The organism is Fictibacillus nanhaiensis (assembly GCF_036213205.1).
GTDB lineage: Bacteria > Bacillota > Bacilli > Bacillales > Fictibacillaceae > Fictibacillus > Fictibacillus nanhaiensis_E.
In genome coordinates this window covers 540,290-557,268 of record NZ_JARMFC010000001.1, presented here as the reverse complement: position 1 = coordinate 557,268, position 16,979 = coordinate 540,290, and the positions used below count along the sequence as shown (strand labels likewise).

The window sequence follows — 16,979 nt, the reverse complement described above, 5'->3', positions numbered from 1 at the left end:
ATGAGGTAAAAGGAAATATATCCGTAAAAAAGCAGAATAATTCCGTAGATAAAATAATTTATCCGATTTTCGACAAATAACGTGATTTTTAGATGCAGGTTGCCCGTTCAATACAAGTATCGAACAAAAAAACACCACCCTCAGTCAACCACGAGAACAGTGCCCATTCTATCTATTACTTTACTTCTTTCTCAATCCACTTACCCGTTTTCGTAACATTCCAATAATCGCTAGCTTTGTAGTCGTTTAACGAAATATCGAGATCGTGAAAGATGCGGTGAACGCCTTTTAATGGCTCTACACTCTCAGAACTCATACTTTTCTCAATCTTGCTAAGCGCATTCTCGATGTCTAACTTTAATGGACCCGCAACATATGGCAGGATTTTATTCCGAATATCTATCTCAATTTCTTTTAATGCCGGTGTATGTGTATCTACTGTATAGTTCGACCATTTATCATAGCCGAGCTCTCCGTTCCAAAATTCATGAATCACATTGATTCGTCTTTGGATCTCGGTTTTAGGAACTTCCATGGTCGGCTTAAAAAGCGCGGTGCCGCTTGATTTTTCAGCCTCCGTCAATTCCTCATCAGACGGTGTGTTTACACTCGCTGCAGAATTAGGTCCGAACAGTGAATAATATCCCCATGTGCCAAGGCCACCGATGATGAAGAAGCTGAGAACGAGGGTTATAATGATCGTCTTGCTTTTTTCACTTCGCTGCTTATTTTGCTGCAGCTGCAATCCTTGTGCTTGCCCTTGTCCTGTGTTGTTTGTCCTGTCTAGATCTGTCTTTTCCATGCAGAACCTCCCCCATCCATCTTTATATTATTTTACCAAAATTTAGGTCTGTAGTCTCTATGAAAGTATCAAATTTTTCACATATATAGGAAGTTTATTTAGGATGAATGCTACAATTTTGTTGAAAAGATTTGGGATTTCTTGTGGCTCGTTTCACAAACTGGTAGAATAGAAGTGGTATATAATTTTCGAGAACAGGGAGCGTTATTCGGATGATTAGCATTTTGAAAAAGATTTTTCCAAGTTCCAATGACCGAACGTTGAATAGATACGAGAGAATTGCAGAAAAAGTGGAAACGTTAGCTGAAGAGTTCAAGGCTTTAAATGATGAAGCTTTGGCGAACAAAACGGCTGAGTTCAAGAGCCGTATCGAAAAAGGGGAATCTCTGGATGACCTTCTCCCTGAAGCGTTTGCGACTGTGCGTGAAGCATCAGCTCGTGTATTGAACATGCGTCATTATCCTGTACAGATTATGGGTGCGGTTGCGCTTCATGAAGGTAACATTGCCGAGATGAAAACTGGTGAAGGTAAAACGTTAGTAGCGACAATGCCGGTTTATTTGAACGCACTTGAAGGCAAAGGAACTCATGTTGTTACAGTCAATGAATATTTGGCTCGCCGTGACTCTGAGATCATGGCGCCGCTGTACAATTTCTTAGGTTTAAGTGTTGGATTGAACGTATCTGACCTTTCAAAAGAAGAGAAGCGTGATGCGTACGCAGCAGATATCACGTATGGTACGAACAATGAGTTCGGCTTTGATTACCTGCGTGACAACATGGTGGTTTATAAAGAACAGATGGTACAGCGCCGTAACTATGCGATCGTCGATGAGGTTGACTCGATTTTAATTGACGAAGCGCGTACACCGCTCATCATTTCAGGTTCTGCTCAAAAATCAACGCAGCTTTATCAGATGGCTAACATGTTCGTGCGTCAGCTAAAAAAAGAAACAGATTATACAGTAGATGAAAAGACGAAGAACGTTCAGCTCTCTGAAGATGGTATCAACAGAGCAGAGCAGATGTTCTCGATCGATAACTTATATGATTATCAGCACGTAACACTGAATCACCATATTAACCAAGCGTTAAAAGCAAACATCATCATGCAGCGTGATGTGGATTATGTCGTTCAAGACGGCGAAATCGTTATCGTTGACCCGTTCACAGGACGTCTGATGGCTGGTCGTCGTTATAGCGATGGTCTTCACCAAGCGATCGAAGCGAAGGAAGGTTTGGAGATTCAGCGTGAAAGCATGACACTTGCGACGATCACGTTCCAGAACTACTTCCGTATGTACAATAAGCTTGCTGGTATGACAGGTACAGCGAAAACGGAAGAAGAGGAATTCCGCAACATCTACAACATGGATGTTATCTGTATTCCGACGAACCGTCCAATCGCTCGTGATGACAGATCAGATCTTATTTATAAAACGATGCAAGGGAAGTTCAAGGCGATTGCAGCTGAAATTGAAGAGCGTCATAAAACAGGACAGCCGATCCTTGTTGGTACGGTTGCCGTTGAAACCTCTGAACTACTTTCACAGCTTTTAACGAAGCGTAAGATTAAGCATAACGTGTTAAACGCGAAAAACCACGAGCGTGAAGCAGAGATCATCGAAAATGCAGGTCAGCTTGGCATGGTTACGATCGCAACGAACATGGCTGGTCGTGGTACGGATATCAAGCTTGGTGAAGGAGTTCTTGAAGTTGGCGGATTGCACATCCTTGGTACAGAGCGTCACGAATCACGCCGTATCGATAACCAGTTGCGTGGTCGTGCGGGTCGTCAAGGAGATCCAGGTTCATCTCGCTTCTACATCTCGATGGAAGATGAATTGATGCGTCGATTCGGCTCAGACAATTTGATGACGATGATGGAGCGTCTTGGTATGGATGAAGAGACGCCGATCGAGTCTAAAATGGTTACAAAAGCCGTAGAATCTGCACAAAAACGTGTAGAGGGATCGAACTTTGATGCTCGTAAACAGCTTCTACAATATGACGATGTTATGCGTCAGCAACGTGAAATTATCTATGCACAGCGTCAAGAAGTGCTAGATGCTGAGAACTTAAGTGATATCGTTCTTCGCATGATCGATTCTACACTTGAGCGAATCGTTACGGTTCACACACCAGAAGCGGAAGTTCAAGAAGAGTGGAACACGAAAGAAATCGCAGACTATGTGAATGCTGTCATGTTCACAGAGCCGACGTTTACAGAAAAAGATCTATTCGGTCTAGATCGTGAAGAGATCATCGAGAAGATTTCAGCGAAAGTACACGCAGCGTTTGCTGAAAAAGAAACACAGCTTCCTGCTGAACAGATCGCTGAGTTTGAAAAAGCGGTAATCCTTCGTTCCGTTGATAGCAAATGGATGAATCACATCGACCAGATGGAACAGCTTCGTCAAGGTATCCACCTGCGTGCTTACGGTCAGAACGATCCGTTGCGTGAATACCAGTTTGAAGGCTTCGAGATGTTTGAAGCGATGGTTGCGGCGATTGAAGAGGAAGTTACAACGTATATCTTAAAATCTCAAATCGAGCAAAACATGCAGCGTGAACAAGTGGCTGAAGGTAAAGCCGTTGTTCCGAGCGATAAACAAGATACAGCAAAAAAGAAGAAACCGGTTCGTAAAGCACAAGACATCAAACGTAATGATCCTTGTCCATGCGGAAGCGGAAAGAAATACAAGCAATGTCACGGAGCTGAACAAGAATAGGAAGTTGCGTGAGTGAAGAGAGTCTTTTAATAGGCTCTCTTTGCGCTTGTAATCAGATGTGAAAAAGGATTAACTTTAACAGCGTTCGCATATTTTAAAGATGGAACAACTATAAGATGAGGTGCAAAGACTATGGATTTAGTAGAAGTAAAACAGGAATTAAACGTGATTGAAAAACGTATCAACGACTTTAGGGGGTCTCTTTGACCTCGATACGAAGAAAGCGCGTATCGCAGAACTAGATGAAGAGATGAGTGCGCCTACGTTTTGGGATGATCAGAACGCAGCACAAGTCGTGATTAATGAAGCGAATGGGCTAAAAGAACAAGTGAACGAGTTTGAAGAACTTGCGTCAGCTTATGAAGATTTAGAGATCGCACACGAGCTTGTAAAAGAAGAAGCGGATGAAGATCTTCAGAAAGAACTTGTAAAAGATTTAAAAACCTTAATCACAAAGCTGAATGATTTTGAGCTTCAGCTTTTATTGAACGAACCATATGATAAAAACAACGCGATCTTAGAACTTCATCCAGGTGCGGGTGGTACAGAGTCTCAAGACTGGGCGTCCATGCTGCTTCGTATGTACACGCGTTATGCAGAGCGTCAAGGCTATAAAGTAGAAACGCTTGATTACTTACCAGGTGATGAAGCAGGGGTAAAATCTGTAACGCTGAGCATTAAAGGGCATAACGCGTATGGCTATTTAAAAGCCGAAAAAGGGGTTCACCGCCTTGTTCGTATTTCACCGTTCGACTCATCTGGCCGTCGTCATACGTCTTTCGTTTCGTGTGAAGTAATGCCTGAGATCACAGACGATACAGAGATTGAGATTCGTACGGAGGATCTTAAAATTGATACGTATCGTGCGTCTGGAGCAGGTGGGCAGCACGTTAACACGACTGACTCTGCTGTTCGTATGACACATATTCCTACGAATACGGTAGTTTCGTGTCAAACGGAGCGTTCACAGATCAAGAACCGTGAGCGTGCGATGAAGATGATGATGGCGAAATTGGTGCAGCGTCGTTTGGAAGAGCAGCAGGCTCAGTTGAATGAAATTCGTGGTGAGCAGAAGGAGATCGGCTGGGGGAGTCAGATTCGCTCTTATGTTTTCCATCCGTATAGTCTTGTGAAGGATCACCGGACGAATACTGAGGTTGGTAATGTGCAGTCTGTGATGGATGGTGAGATCACGCCGTTTATTGATTCTTATTTGCGTTCTAAGTTGTAAAAAAACCTTTTGTTAGGTTGGGCTGCGATTGGTGAATGAGGTTGATCTGCGCTCCAGGTGCTTCGCTTTCCGCGGGGCAGGCGGTGAGCCACTTGCCGCTACGCGCCATTAAGTGTCTCACCTGACCGCTTGTCCCGCAGGAGTCTCGCACCTTCCGCTCCAATCAACTTATCGAAGGTGTTAAAAACCAAACCCTTTCTAGTACCTAGCGATTGCAAGTAAGCTTCCATTACAAACCATGAAACACAAACAACAAAAATGAACCGAAACAAAAACAAAACTTCCGGGCTGCTTGCTTCCGGAAGTTTTTTTATCGTATGTGTGTGAGATCTCTCTCTTGTACGAGCTCGATCTTTCTATGTTGTCCGTCTGTTACGATCTCCACGTTTCCATTGTCATAAATCCAAACGACTTGATACTCCTGGCCGTTATAGATGACGAAACTCCCCACTTCTATATGCATCACTTCACTCCTAATAATGCTCTCTAGTTAATTATACCTATCTAAGTTGGATTGTATATTGGGAAAAAACATGGACATTTGTCTTTTTAATTATAAAGGAAATTCCCCTATTTTCCCAACTTATATTTTCTATAGCAGAAATCTTCATCATATAAAAGTTTTGATGAGATAATTATCTTTTTGAAAGTTGTTTATTTCCTCTCCACGATTCTCGCTTCTATCATCGTGTCTAAGATGTAAAAACTAAAGGCTTTTACTTACTTTTGACTCTATCGTTTGCCATGTTCATTTTATGTCGGCAAACATTGTAACTTTATAAAAAACAAAAAATTCTTAAACATTTGTTTAAATCTTCTACATAGTACCTTAATATTTCGCCAGTATTCTTATAGTTGCAACATTAATTATTCGGTCTAGGGGGAAATGGACATGGAAAAGAAGCCATTGGATAGAAGAACCTTTTTAACGTATTTGGGTACGGGGGCAACGGCACTTGCTGCAGCTACGACTGGGTTAGGTGCTTTATCAGAAACTGCTAATGCACAGTCAGATAGCTTGATGCGCATGAAGCCTCGTAAAAAGGGATTTAAGTTTCACCCGATCGCACCAACGGACAAAGATGATCTTGTTCTTCCAAAAGGATATAAATATGAAGTGATTGCCTCTTATGGTGATGTCATTAATAAAAAAGGTGACACGTTTGGATTCAACAATGATTTTACGATGTATTTTCCGATCGACAAATCCAGTGAACATGGTTTGCTATGGGTAAATCATGAGTACACGAATCCATTATATGTAGAAGGCGAAAAAGTAAACGACAAGTACACTGCGGCTCAGATTGAAAAGATGCTCTACAATCAGGGCGGTTCTATTATTGAAGTGAAAGTGAAGAACGGCAAGTGGACAATGGAAAAAAATTCGATCTACGCTCGACGTGTAACAGGACTTACACCGTTCGCGCTAACTGGACCTGCGAAAGGTACGGCAGCTGTAAATGGTGCAACAACGGCACAAGGAACGTTTGCGAACTGTTCTGGTGGACGTACACCATGGAACACGGTTTTATCTTGCGAAGAGAACTATGAAGAAACTTCGAAATCAGCTAATTTGGATCAAACGCATTATGGCTGGGTGATTGAGGTTGATCCTTTTGATCCTAACTTTAAAGTAAGAAAGCACACGGCTCTTGGACTCTTCAACCATGAAAACGCAAGCGTTGGTATCTCTAACGACGGGCGTGTAGTCGTTTATATGGGAGATGACAAGAAAGATGCTTGTGTGTACAAGTTTGTGAGTAAAGGCAAGTATGCTGCAGCTAAAGGGAAAGACAACAGCAAGCTTTTAGAAGAGGGAACGCTATATGCGGCAGATCTTGCAAACGGCAAATGGCTTCCATTAACGATCGAAGCTGTTCGTGAAAAAGCAGCAGGCAAAACTGACCTTTTAGAAATGTTCAAAACACAAGGTGATGTAGTGGTTAACGCACATGATGCTGCCATCCTTCTAGGTGCGACACCAACAGATCGCCCGGAAGACGTGGAGATCTCACCACTGGATGGTACGGTATTCATCGCACACACGAACAACGACAAACACGGCAACATTCATGGTCACATTACACGCTTTTTTGAAAAAGACGAAGATCATGGTGCAGAGAGCTTTGAATTTGAGATCTTTGCAGCTGGAGGACGTCAAAGCGGATTCAGTGCGCCTGACAATCTAACGTTTGATTCAAATGCAAACCTTTGGACTGTGACGGACATTTCATCAAGCAAGCTGAATTCTGGTGCGTGGACAAGCTTTGGTAACAACGGAATGTTCATGATTCCTACGATCGGCCGTGATAAAGGCGAGGCGTTCCAGTTTGCATCTGCTCCAAAAGAAGCCGAGTTAACAGGACCATCTTTTACGCCGAATGAAAAAACATTGTTCTTGAGTGTTCAGCACCCGGGTGAGGAAACAGAAGATAAAGCAAATCCTACAAGTACATGGCCGCAAGTGCGTGGAGGCAACACGCCACGTCCGTCAGTTGTAGCGATTACTGGTTTCAAGTTCTAATTTTTTTGAGAGACAGAAGGTAACAATTGATCACCAAAATTTGAGGAGGCGATCTACATGGGTTTCACAAACATCGGAGTACCAGGATTGATCTTGATCTTAATCATTGCGCTTATCATTTTCGGGCCATCTAAGCTGCCAGAGATCGGACGAGCATTCGGAAGCACGCTTCGCGAGTTTAAGCACTCAGCGAAAGACCTCATGTCTTCTGATGAAAAAGAAGAAAAGCCGCAGTCTAAATAAAGAAAAGTGGAAGATGCGGGCGCGGTTAAGTCCGCATCTTTTTGATTATACCTGTTGCGATTTTAAACTCGTGGATTGGAAGCTGAAACTTGTGGATTGAGGTTCCAAACTCGTGGATTGGAAGCTGGAACTTGTGGATTGAGTGTCCAAACTCGTGGATTGGAAGCTGAAACTTCTGGATTGAAGGTCCAAATTCGTGGATTGGAAGCTAAAATTTGTGGATTGAGTGTCCAAACTCGTGGATTGAAAGTCAAAACTTCTGGATTGAAGATCCATACACATGATTCATAAGGTCTCACGGCACAACTCAACACTAAAATGAACCGCTAATTAAAGAAAGGGAGGCTGTTTTATGATGAAAGCTGAAGAGATGTACTTCGTCGAACACCTTGGTGAGCTTAGAAAACGCATCATTATTACGCTCGCCGTATTCATAACGGTACTTTCTGTTTCATTTTTTTACGTTCAGCCGATTTATGACTGGCTGATTCGTGATCTGGATCAGCAGCTTGCTGTTCTTGGACCAAGCGAGATCCTGTGGGTGTATTTTATGATTTCTGGTGTCATCGCGATTGCATTCACCATCCCGGTTGCGGCGCATCAGACATGGATGTTCATCAAACCGGCACTGAGTAAAAGAGAGCAGAAAGTGACTTTATCCTATATTCCAGCACTGTTTTTCTTATTTGTTCTAGGTTTAGCATTCGGTTATTTTATCGTTTATCCGATGGTTCTAAACTTCCTATTGAGCTTGTCAGAGGGACATTTCCAAACATTCTTCACATCAGAAAAATACTTTAAGTTTATGATGAATCTAACGCTTCCGTTCGGCTTTTTGTTTGAGATTCCGTTAGTGGTCATGTTCTTAACATCGCTCGGCATCTTAAATCCAAACGTGCTTACAAAAGCTAGAAAAGTCTCGTATTTCGGACTTGTGGTCGTTGCTGTTTTGATCACACCGCCAGACTTAGTATCCGATTTCCTAGTCGTCATCCCACTTCTCGTCCTTTATGAGATCAGCATCATGCTGTCACGCGTGGTCTATAAAAAGAAGCTTGCAAAAGAACAACTCGCAATGGAAGAAGAAAATAAGGTCGTGCAGATGAAACGTCCTTCATAAATTTTAAAAGGAAGCCAATTTTTCGGCTTCCTTTCTTTATCTTATAAACAAATTAAACAAACTGATTGGTCCGGCGGTTCTTGTCCGCTATGTATTTTGCATATTCATTTGCCCGTCTAACATCGCCATTACCATTATAAAAATCAAACAGCCTGATCTCATAGTGTTCAGCGGGTAATACATAGCCCAATTTTTTTAAATGTGGATACAATTCTGTTTCAAGATAGTGATAATAAAGATCGTCTTGTTTATTCAATCGATAGATATGCATGTGAAAGAAGTGAACGAATGTCGTGCTGCCGGTTTCTTGTGCAGTTTTCAACCCTTTTTCTGCGAGTTGAAGAATGGTTGTCGCAGGTTCTTTTTCAAGAAGAGTAGCGGCGTTCACATACCCTTCGAGAGATCCTAAGTAGTTTGAAGTGCTAGGATCTTTTAGCTGCATCGATTCTTTGTAGTACCGGCATGCATCTTCAAAATTCCCATGAAGGATAGAATGATAGCCAAAGTTGTGCAGAAGAAGCGCTTTTTGTTTCTCCAAACCGAAGTTCTCACACATTTCGATGAGTTCTTGATACTTTTCGTTTTGAGGTCCGCTTGTTGGTTCTTGTTCAATTTGAATCAGCATCAGCATCTCTGTTTCGATCACCCTTACATAGCAATGGGCTTTTTCAAAATAGCTAAGTGCTTTACTAGCGTAATAATACGAAAGCACACGAGAATTGGTAGAGTGATAAGCGACAGCCATATGATAATAGTATTCTGCATTATTGTAGTATGCGGGATCCACCTGTTTTAAAAGATCGATCGCTTCGTAATAATCATGCTTCATCTGAAGTCCATAGATTCCTTTAATATGCAGAAGCATGCTCTGTTCACGATGTGAGAGTTCTGTCCATTTATCCATCTCTTGAAGTAGGGTTTCTACCTTGGATGGCTGTTCTGTCAGTATGTAATAACGTGTTAACAATAGAGTGTGAGTACGATAAAAATCTGGAATCTGCAATAAAGGGATCTGTTCAAGTTGTTTCTTAATGTTTTCTGTTTTGTTGTCCAGTTTCATAATGATTGCTTCTTCCCATTTTTTTAAAAGAAGTTCCACGCTTCTGTACAATTTCATCTCATTTTGAATATCGATCTGCAATCGATTCGCTAAAAATTGAATCGTTTCATAGGAGACCTCAGTTAATCCCCGTTCGATCTTACTCACATGTGTACCTGAACAAATTCCGTCGCCGAGCTCTTTTTGTGTCATATTTCTAAGCTCGCGGTAGAATTTAATGATTTTTCCTTCTAGCATGAGATGACCCCCTGTCTCTAACAACAATTCTCTAATATTTCTATTCTACTAAAGAAAACCCCAAATCAGTTAGACGATTATTAAGTCTATTTCCCTATTTCTCTCTTCATTTTTGTATAAATCTCTATTATTTTCTGTGTTGATATAGGCAGTGAGTCATGTATGAAACCCCGATAGCGGCAAGGGGTTATTGCTATTACAATTACATTCGAATCTACAAAAAATTCAAAAAAATAGAAAGGAGGATACAACTCTTATTGTTTTGCTAGGAAAATTTTACATCTAAGAGATTCATATATAAATGATGACCAGAAATTCATTAATTACAAAGAAAGCAGGGAAACGATGAAAAAGATATCTTTTATTAAAAAATCTACTGCCCTTACATTAGCTGCAGGATTGCTGCTATCGCCAAGCACAACGATGTTCACACAGCAAACAAGTGCAGCACCTTTTCAAGCCGAGGATATTCTAGCATCTCTTACCGCGAAACAAAGAGAAGCTTTAAAACAGCTCGAACTAACAGATGTTGAAGGTCTTCAAGGCTTTAAGAAAGAAGAACTGCAGAGCGAAAAAGAAATATCAGTAATCGTTCAATTCCAATCAAAGCCTGGACAAGCTGCAGTGTTGGACGCTCAGTTAAAAGGTAAAAAGATCTCGCGCCAACAAGCTGACAGCAAAGTAGATCAAGAGCATGCTCAATTTAAAAAAGATGTTGAGGCGCTCATTCCCTCTATCGCTCCTCTGACAAAAAAATCAACACATAGAATTACATCCACATACAAAACGGTATATAACGGTGTGGCGATGAAACTTCCTGCCAATCAGGTAGAAACACTCCTGCAGTCAGAATCCGTAAAGGCTATTTATAAAGATGTAACGTTTAAAGTGGATCCAATTGCGATGGGAGAAGAAAAAGCCCTGAACAGCAACAGTGCGGGAACTTCAGTGGAAAGCATTCCTTACTTAAAAATCGACCAGCTACATAATGAAGGAATTACAGGTGAAGGTGTTAAAGTGGGGATCTTAGACACAGGGATCGACTACAATCACCCAGACTTAAAAGAAGCGTATAAAGGCGGATATGATTTTGTTGATAACGACAGCGATCCGATGGAAACGACGTATAAAAACTGGCAAGACTCTAAAAAGCCAGAGTTTAACGGCAACGCGTATTACACTTCTCATGGCACGCATGTTGCAGGAACGATCGCTGGTCAAGGCACGAACCCGAATGTATCCGTTCAAGGTGTGGCGCCAGATGCTGATATTTATGCGTATCGTGTGTTAGGTCCATATGGGACTGGCTCTTCTGAAGGCATTATCGCAGGCATCGAGAAAGCGGTTAAAGACGGAATGGACGTAATCAACCTTTCGTTAGGTGCAGGTATCAACGATCCGTATTATCCGACGAGTACAGCGATCAACTATGCGGTTCTTAATGATGTGACTGCTGTTGTTTCTGCTGGAAATTCAGGTCCGAACGCTTACACACTTGGTTCACCTGGTGCTGCTGCATTAGCGCTTACGATTGGAGCGAGTGACGTACCGATGACGGTCGCTTCTTTTAAAGGATCAGTGGGCAGTGAGAGTGGACTTCAACTAACAGGACTCGCACGTCATTATGCTGATCGATTGAACGAACTACAAGGTAAGTCATATGATCTTGTGGATGTGGGGTTAGGTAAGCCGACTGATTACACAGGTAAAGATGTAAAAGGAAAGATCGCCCTCATTGCTCGCGGTGAAACAACATTGAACGAAAAAGTGACACTCGCAAAACAAAACGGTGCGGTTGCGGTTCTTCTATATAACAACGTGGATGGAGTTATTGAAGCAAACCTTGGTGAGTCGACAACATTTATTCCATCATTCTCGTTAACAAAAGTAGCGGGTGAAAAGATTAAAACTCAAATCTCTGCAGGTAAATCGAGTTTTACGTTCGGGAAGCATGCTGAGATTCAAACAGAAGGCGATCGTTTAGCTGCTTTCAGTTCGAGAGGTCCAGCGAGACAGACGTACGATATGAAGCCGGAAGTTACAGCACCTGGAGTTGCCGTTCTTTCTACGGTCCCATCATATATGGTGAACCCAGCGAACCAAGCAAACTATGATTACGCGTACTCTCGATATTCAGGTACATCGATGGCCGCTCCGCATACTGCTGGTATCGCAGCTCTTATGCTTGATGCTAATCCTAACTTAGAGCCTGAGGATGTAAAAACGATTTTAATGAATACAGCTGATCCGTTAAACGGAGATTATTCGGTATTTGAAGTGGGAGCAGGACGTGTAGATCCTTATCAGGCTGTTTACAGTGGGACGAGCTTTCAAGTGAACGATGAAACGTTGATTCCTAGCTCTACAAATCTTGTGAAAATTAAAGAACGTACAGGTGGAATTGCGTATGGAAGTCATTATGCAGGCGAAAAACTTTCATTAAAGAAGTCCATTACAGTTCTAAACAATGAAAAAGTGAAGAAGACGTTCAAAGTGGAAGTAGAAGAAACAAAAGGCTCACCAAGCTTGAAGAAGAACGGAATCGAGATCTCTATTCCAGACGAAATTAAGATTGCAGGTGACGATTTTAAAAAGGTATCAGCAGGAATCAATATTCCTAAGAAAGCAAAAGAGGGAATTTACGAAGGGTACATTACGCTGACGAATCAATCGAAAGCAGCTGAACACTACAGAATTCCGTTCAGTGTTCGCATTACGGAAGAGGGCTACAACAAACTAGAGCTTTCAACGCCAGCAATCGCGCCTAACTATTTGAATACAGCAGGATTTTTCAATTACCGTTCGACTTATACGCCAATGGAATTTAACTTTAAATCTCCGATGGAAAAGATGGAAGTCGTTCTTCAAGACGGAAAATCAGGGAAAGATCTGGGCTTGATCGGTATCATGAACCTTGAAGGTCGTAACGAGAATCAAAGTTATTACGTAATAAACGCATTTAGTGGGATGTACAACAAATTTACAGGTGATAAAACAAATCCAGTTGATTCTGAAGTCTCGTACGCACCAGCCGGTTACTATAAGCTGAAGTTTATTTCAACAACAGCCACTGGTAAACAGCTAACAGATTATAGACATGCGTTCATCGATATTGATGAACCTACGTTTGAAAGCTCACTTGACGGTGATTCTCCGTTCTTAGAATACAAGCCAGGTCAAGAGACGTATCCGTTTGACATCAAAATTAAGGATCCTCTCGTTGATGAGATGAAGAAAGTCGGCTTGAACGTAGATCAATCATCAAACTCAATGATCTATTATTGGAACACACCGTTCCCATCTTCTCCGATCAAGATGGACAATGAAGGTAGATTCGTTGAAGAGATCGCGATGAACGAAAATGTAACGGCACTTAACTTCCGTATGGACGGTTTCGATCTAGCAGGTAATCCGGCTGTACAGAAGAATTACTATTTTGTAAAAGAGGGCACACCTGTTTCGTATACGAAGAGTAAAAAAGTTCCTGTGAAGACAGGGGATGCTGTCAAAGCAACTGTAGTATTGGATAACTTAAATGATTTGACCAAAGCAGAATGGAACTTTAACAATAGTAGCTTTGCCGCGGTTTCTCTTATTGATGCTAAATTAACAGACGCATTTAAAGACAAAGCAACTATTGTGGTGAAAGATGGAATTGTAACAGTTGAGTTTAAAGATGGCAGTGGAACACTAGACCACGCCGAGCTAGTAGAAGTTACGTTAAAAGTAAATGATGATTATTATGCGACACGAGCTGCAGTAGCACCAATTGTAAAAGTAACGGATAACAACGCTAATACATCAACCGTTCTGCAAGCTCAGTTCAGTTGGAAAGTAAAACCGCAGTTCTCTACTGCAAACGGCTATGTAACGCCTGAAGGCTTTGAGAACGAAGCAGGAACAGTTACAGAAAGACGCGATTGGACGAAAGTAGGAGGAACTGTACAGATTATCGATGCAAAAGGTAACGCACATGATCCATCTACACGCATCGCTGATAACGGTCAGTACAAGTACGACAAACTTCCACTTCAAAAAGAAGCATTCACAGTGGAAATGAGAGTGCCAGGTCATTTCCTAACTAAAGAAGAGTTGTATATCGGTTTCGAGCACAAAGGTGAATTATACGCACAAAGCCGCTTTATTACCGCACTAGATGTAAAAGCGGGAGACGTGAACCAAGATAACGTGATCGATATCCATGATGCCATCGAGATTCAAAATGCGTGGGGAACTGGAAAACGTGCCGCGGATATTAACTTTGACGGAAAGGTAGATGCAAAAGATATGAAATTCGTACAGAAAAACTATCTCCTGCAAAACCAACATATTGACGATACACCATCACCAAGAAAGAAATACCAAGGAAAAACACTAGAAACCATCTTAGTCGAACTAGGCATCCAACAATAACGGTGATTACAGCTGAACAACCTTTAAGGAGAAGCACCTTCCTTAGAGGTTGTTTTTTTAACGAGGTCCTCGAGATGGTAGACGCGGGATTTTCGATTGCCGATGAATGGGAGGTTTAAGGTTCGAAGCAGATGGTAGGCTTGGTCATTAGTTAATAGGTTTAAAAACTGTTTGCATGACTTGTTAGAGATTTTATTGGATATTAGGAGAGCATAGTCTACTAATGCTGCCTCATGTGCTTTATTGTAGTAACTTTTACAAGTGAAACAATACCAGGATCTTTTTACTCGTTGTAAAATTTCAGTCTCACAACTCGGACAAAATACGCCTCGTAGTAAGTCATCCTTATTTATTTGAAAAATGTTACATACATTAGGTTCTTCAGGTGTGTGTTGTTTGATTAGATACTTAATTAGTCTCTTCATTTCGTTTGGTTGCAACATTTCCTTTGTGTTCTTATTGCTTAACTCATCAAATTTGGACATGAGACCAGAGCTTCTGATTACTTTTGATCGAGCTTCTTTATAGGTAGGCGAGAATTCTGTAATTGCTTTCGGATTAGTCATAACTACGAGAGATTCAATAGCTAGGTCTGTAATCTTCAGCTTTTGTAAAAGATGCAATAAGTGAAAAGACTGCCTTTTTACTTGTTCCACTGGATTATCGAAAGCTTCTCGCTGATTCTTTAGCGTTCGAATCATCGGATCGTATGAACTCTCAAAATACAAATGTCCAGCAATATTCTTACTCTCAATAATAAGAAGGAAGTTTGGTGTAATAATAAGTGTGTCCATTTGAAAAAAGTAATCTTGATGAGAAATCCTTATTCCGTGAAGCAAATTAAGGTTGTTTTGTGGCAAGTATCGATAAAAATAGTCCATCGATTGTTCACCCCGATAACCTGATTCGTATTTTCTGAGAGCATCTTGAATTTCTTCTTTTTTTGTCTCTGAGATTGGTATTCTCTTCAAAAGTGATTTCAATTTATAAATAATAACCGGCATTGAGCGATGTTTTTTTATCAAATTCAACCACCTCAACTGTTTTTTCTTATTATTGAAGGTGTTTGAGTAGTCATGCAAATACTGAAATAGACAAAATTGTCGCTCGTAAGGAATAATTACGAGGTAATTACAATTAATTCCGAGGTAAATGGAAATATATCCTTAATTAAAAGTAATAATTCGGTACATAAAATTTTTTATCCGATTTTCGACATTTCATGACAATTATTACTCCACCGTGTAAGAATGTGCACTACAGCAAGTTAAACATTTCTCACAGCAATCAAGCGTACTTCACCTCATCACCGCGGCACTAAGGTCTCATTTACAAGGGCATACTGTGATTGGTATACTTTTTCTCGGTTTAAAGAAATTCCTTATGAAAGTTTGAGGGTTAAAGACAGCAATGATGATGGCTATGCGAAAACGACGGGGGATACTTCACCCGACCATTGAACTCATTTTAGAATATGTATATGTTGTGATTGGATCAGGACTGGTGGCACTCGCATTCTCGGTATTCCTGTTACCGAACCAGATCGCCTCTGGCGGCGTGAGCGGGATATCGACGATTCTATACGGACTCTTTCAATGGAAACCTTCCATTGTACAGTGGAGTTTAAACATTCCACTCTTCTTTGCGGGATTATTCTTCCTCGGCCGAAGATTCGGTGCAAAAACGCTTGTTGGAACCGTTGTACTTCCGTTCTTTGTCTTTATTTTTGAAAGCTGGGGAGCGGCGACGGAAGATCCATTGCTTGGCGCGATATTCGGCGGACTCGGAATCGGTGCTGGGCTTGGGATCGTGTTCCGCGGAAAAGCTTCTACGGGTGGCGTTGATCTTCTCGCACAGATCGTCCATAAATATACGGGTGCATCACTCGGATCGATCATCCTACTCATAGACGGAACGATCGTTACGTCGTCTGCACTATTTTTCGGCATTGAACAAGCTCTGTATGCACTTATCGCGATGTTCATTACGGCAAAAACGATCGATGTCGTACAAATCGGGCTTGGAACGACGAAAATGGCGTTGATCATATCAGATAAAGAAGATGAGCTTCGTCAAGGCATACTAACTCACATCTATCGTGGCGTTACGAAGATCAATGCCTTCGGCGGTTATACGCAAGATGAACGGCCGATGTTGATGGTCGTTGTGGCTCAATATGAAGTAACAAAATTGAAACAATACGTGAAAGGTGTCGATCCAGATGCTTTCGTAATCGTTGTGAATGCGAACGAAGTGTTAGGAGAGGGCTTTAAACGAGGATAATCAATCAAGAACGCAGCCAGTTGGGACTCATCTCGACTGGCTTTCTTTTATTCACTAGTACTTTTCACACATATATGCCCATTTTACTAGAATTCACGAACTACTAAATGAAAAACTCTTGGAATACCAGGTCAAAAGACCCGAAAACCCACAACGATGGTCGGTTTTATGGCGCCAGTGTCGAAAAGTCTCCGTGCAGGTTTTTATGATATATGAAGGATTACAGTGAATTGTGTCGTATTTTAAGTACTACGGAATCTAGAAAACATGACCATGGTCCCTTGTTTGAGGGAAGATGAAACACAACTGTAATAAAATTGTCAGTGCAAGATGT

General features: G+C 41.4%; 11 protein-coding genes. 7 read left to right on the top strand and 4 right to left on the bottom strand.

Features of this window, described 5'->3' with window-relative positions:
* Positions 1-175: 175 nt before the first annotated feature.
* Positions 176-802 (bottom strand): hypothetical protein, encoded by a 627-nt coding sequence (locus P4V41_RS02795; protein ID WP_328083313.1) that lies wholly within the window; start codon positions 800-802, stop codon positions 176-178.
* Between the two features lie 212 nt (positions 803-1,014).
* On the opposite strand from P4V41_RS02795, the gene secA reads away from it, so the two are divergent.
* Positions 1,015-3,534 (top strand): preprotein translocase subunit SecA, encoded by a 2,520-nt coding sequence (secA, locus tag P4V41_RS02790; RefSeq protein WP_328083312.1) that lies wholly within the window; start codon positions 1,015-1,017, stop codon positions 3,532-3,534.
* Between the two features lie 132 nt (positions 3,535-3,666).
* Positions 3,667-4,765, top strand: a protein-coding gene (prfB, locus tag P4V41_RS02785; protein WP_225218695.1) for a peptide chain release factor 2 whose coding sequence is annotated in 2 segments (ribosomal slippage) — positions 3,667-3,729 and positions 3,731-4,765 — 1,098 coding nt in all. Because the reading frame shifts where the segments join, the coding sequence is not laid out codon by codon here.
* 310 nt (positions 4,766-5,075) lie between these two features.
* Here the strand turns inward: prfB and P4V41_RS02780 are convergent.
* On the bottom strand, positions 5,076-5,228 hold the full coding sequence (locus P4V41_RS02780) for a hypothetical protein (RefSeq protein WP_328083311.1): 153 nt from the start codon (positions 5,226-5,228) through the stop codon (positions 5,076-5,078).
* A gap of 429 nt (positions 5,229-5,657) precedes the next feature.
* Between P4V41_RS02780 and P4V41_RS02775 the strand changes: the two genes are divergently transcribed.
* The 3 genes from P4V41_RS02775 (at position 5,658) to tatC (ending at position 8,652) form a co-directional block, all read left to right on the top strand.
* Entirely contained in the window at positions 5,658-7,289 is a 1,632-nt protein-coding gene (locus tag P4V41_RS02775) for a PhoX family protein (RefSeq protein WP_328083310.1), read from the top strand.
* A 57-nt stretch (positions 7,290-7,346) separates the two neighbouring features.
* Positions 7,347-7,532: a twin-arginine translocase TatA/TatE family subunit gene (tatA, locus tag P4V41_RS02770; RefSeq protein ID WP_197129014.1), complete on the top strand. Its 186-nt coding sequence runs from the start codon at positions 7,347-7,349 to the stop codon at positions 7,530-7,532.
* 355 nt (positions 7,533-7,887) lie between these two features.
* Complete coding sequence (gene tatC / locus P4V41_RS02765; RefSeq protein WP_328083467.1) at positions 7,888-8,652, top strand: twin-arginine translocase subunit TatC; 765 nt, start codon at positions 7,888-7,890, stop codon at positions 8,650-8,652.
* Positions 8,653-8,704: 52 nt separating this feature from the next.
* On the opposite strand, the gene P4V41_RS02760 is transcribed toward tatC, so the two are convergent.
* A complete protein-coding gene (locus P4V41_RS02760; protein WP_328083309.1) occupies positions 8,705-9,949 on the bottom strand; it encodes a helix-turn-helix transcriptional regulator in 1,245 nt (414 codons plus the stop codon).
* A 345-nt stretch (positions 9,950-10,294) separates the two neighbouring features.
* Between P4V41_RS02760 and P4V41_RS02755 the strand changes: the two genes are divergently transcribed.
* A complete protein-coding gene (locus tag P4V41_RS02755; RefSeq protein WP_328083308.1) occupies positions 10,295-14,362 on the top strand; it encodes a S8 family serine peptidase in 4,068 nt (1,355 codons plus the stop codon).
* A gap of 23 nt (positions 14,363-14,385) precedes the next feature.
* On the opposite strand, the gene P4V41_RS02750 is transcribed toward P4V41_RS02755, so the two are convergent.
* Positions 14,386-15,387, bottom strand: coding sequence for a nuclease-related domain-containing protein (locus P4V41_RS02750; protein WP_328083307.1), 1,002 nt, complete (start codon positions 15,385-15,387; stop codon positions 14,386-14,388).
* 397 nt (positions 15,388-15,784) lie between these two features.
* On the opposite strand from P4V41_RS02750, the gene P4V41_RS02745 reads away from it, so the two are divergent.
* Positions 15,785-16,645 (top strand): YitT family protein, encoded by an 861-nt coding sequence (locus P4V41_RS02745; protein WP_328083466.1) that lies wholly within the window; start codon positions 15,785-15,787, stop codon positions 16,643-16,645.
* The last annotated feature ends 334 nt before the right edge of the window (positions 16,646-16,979 follow it).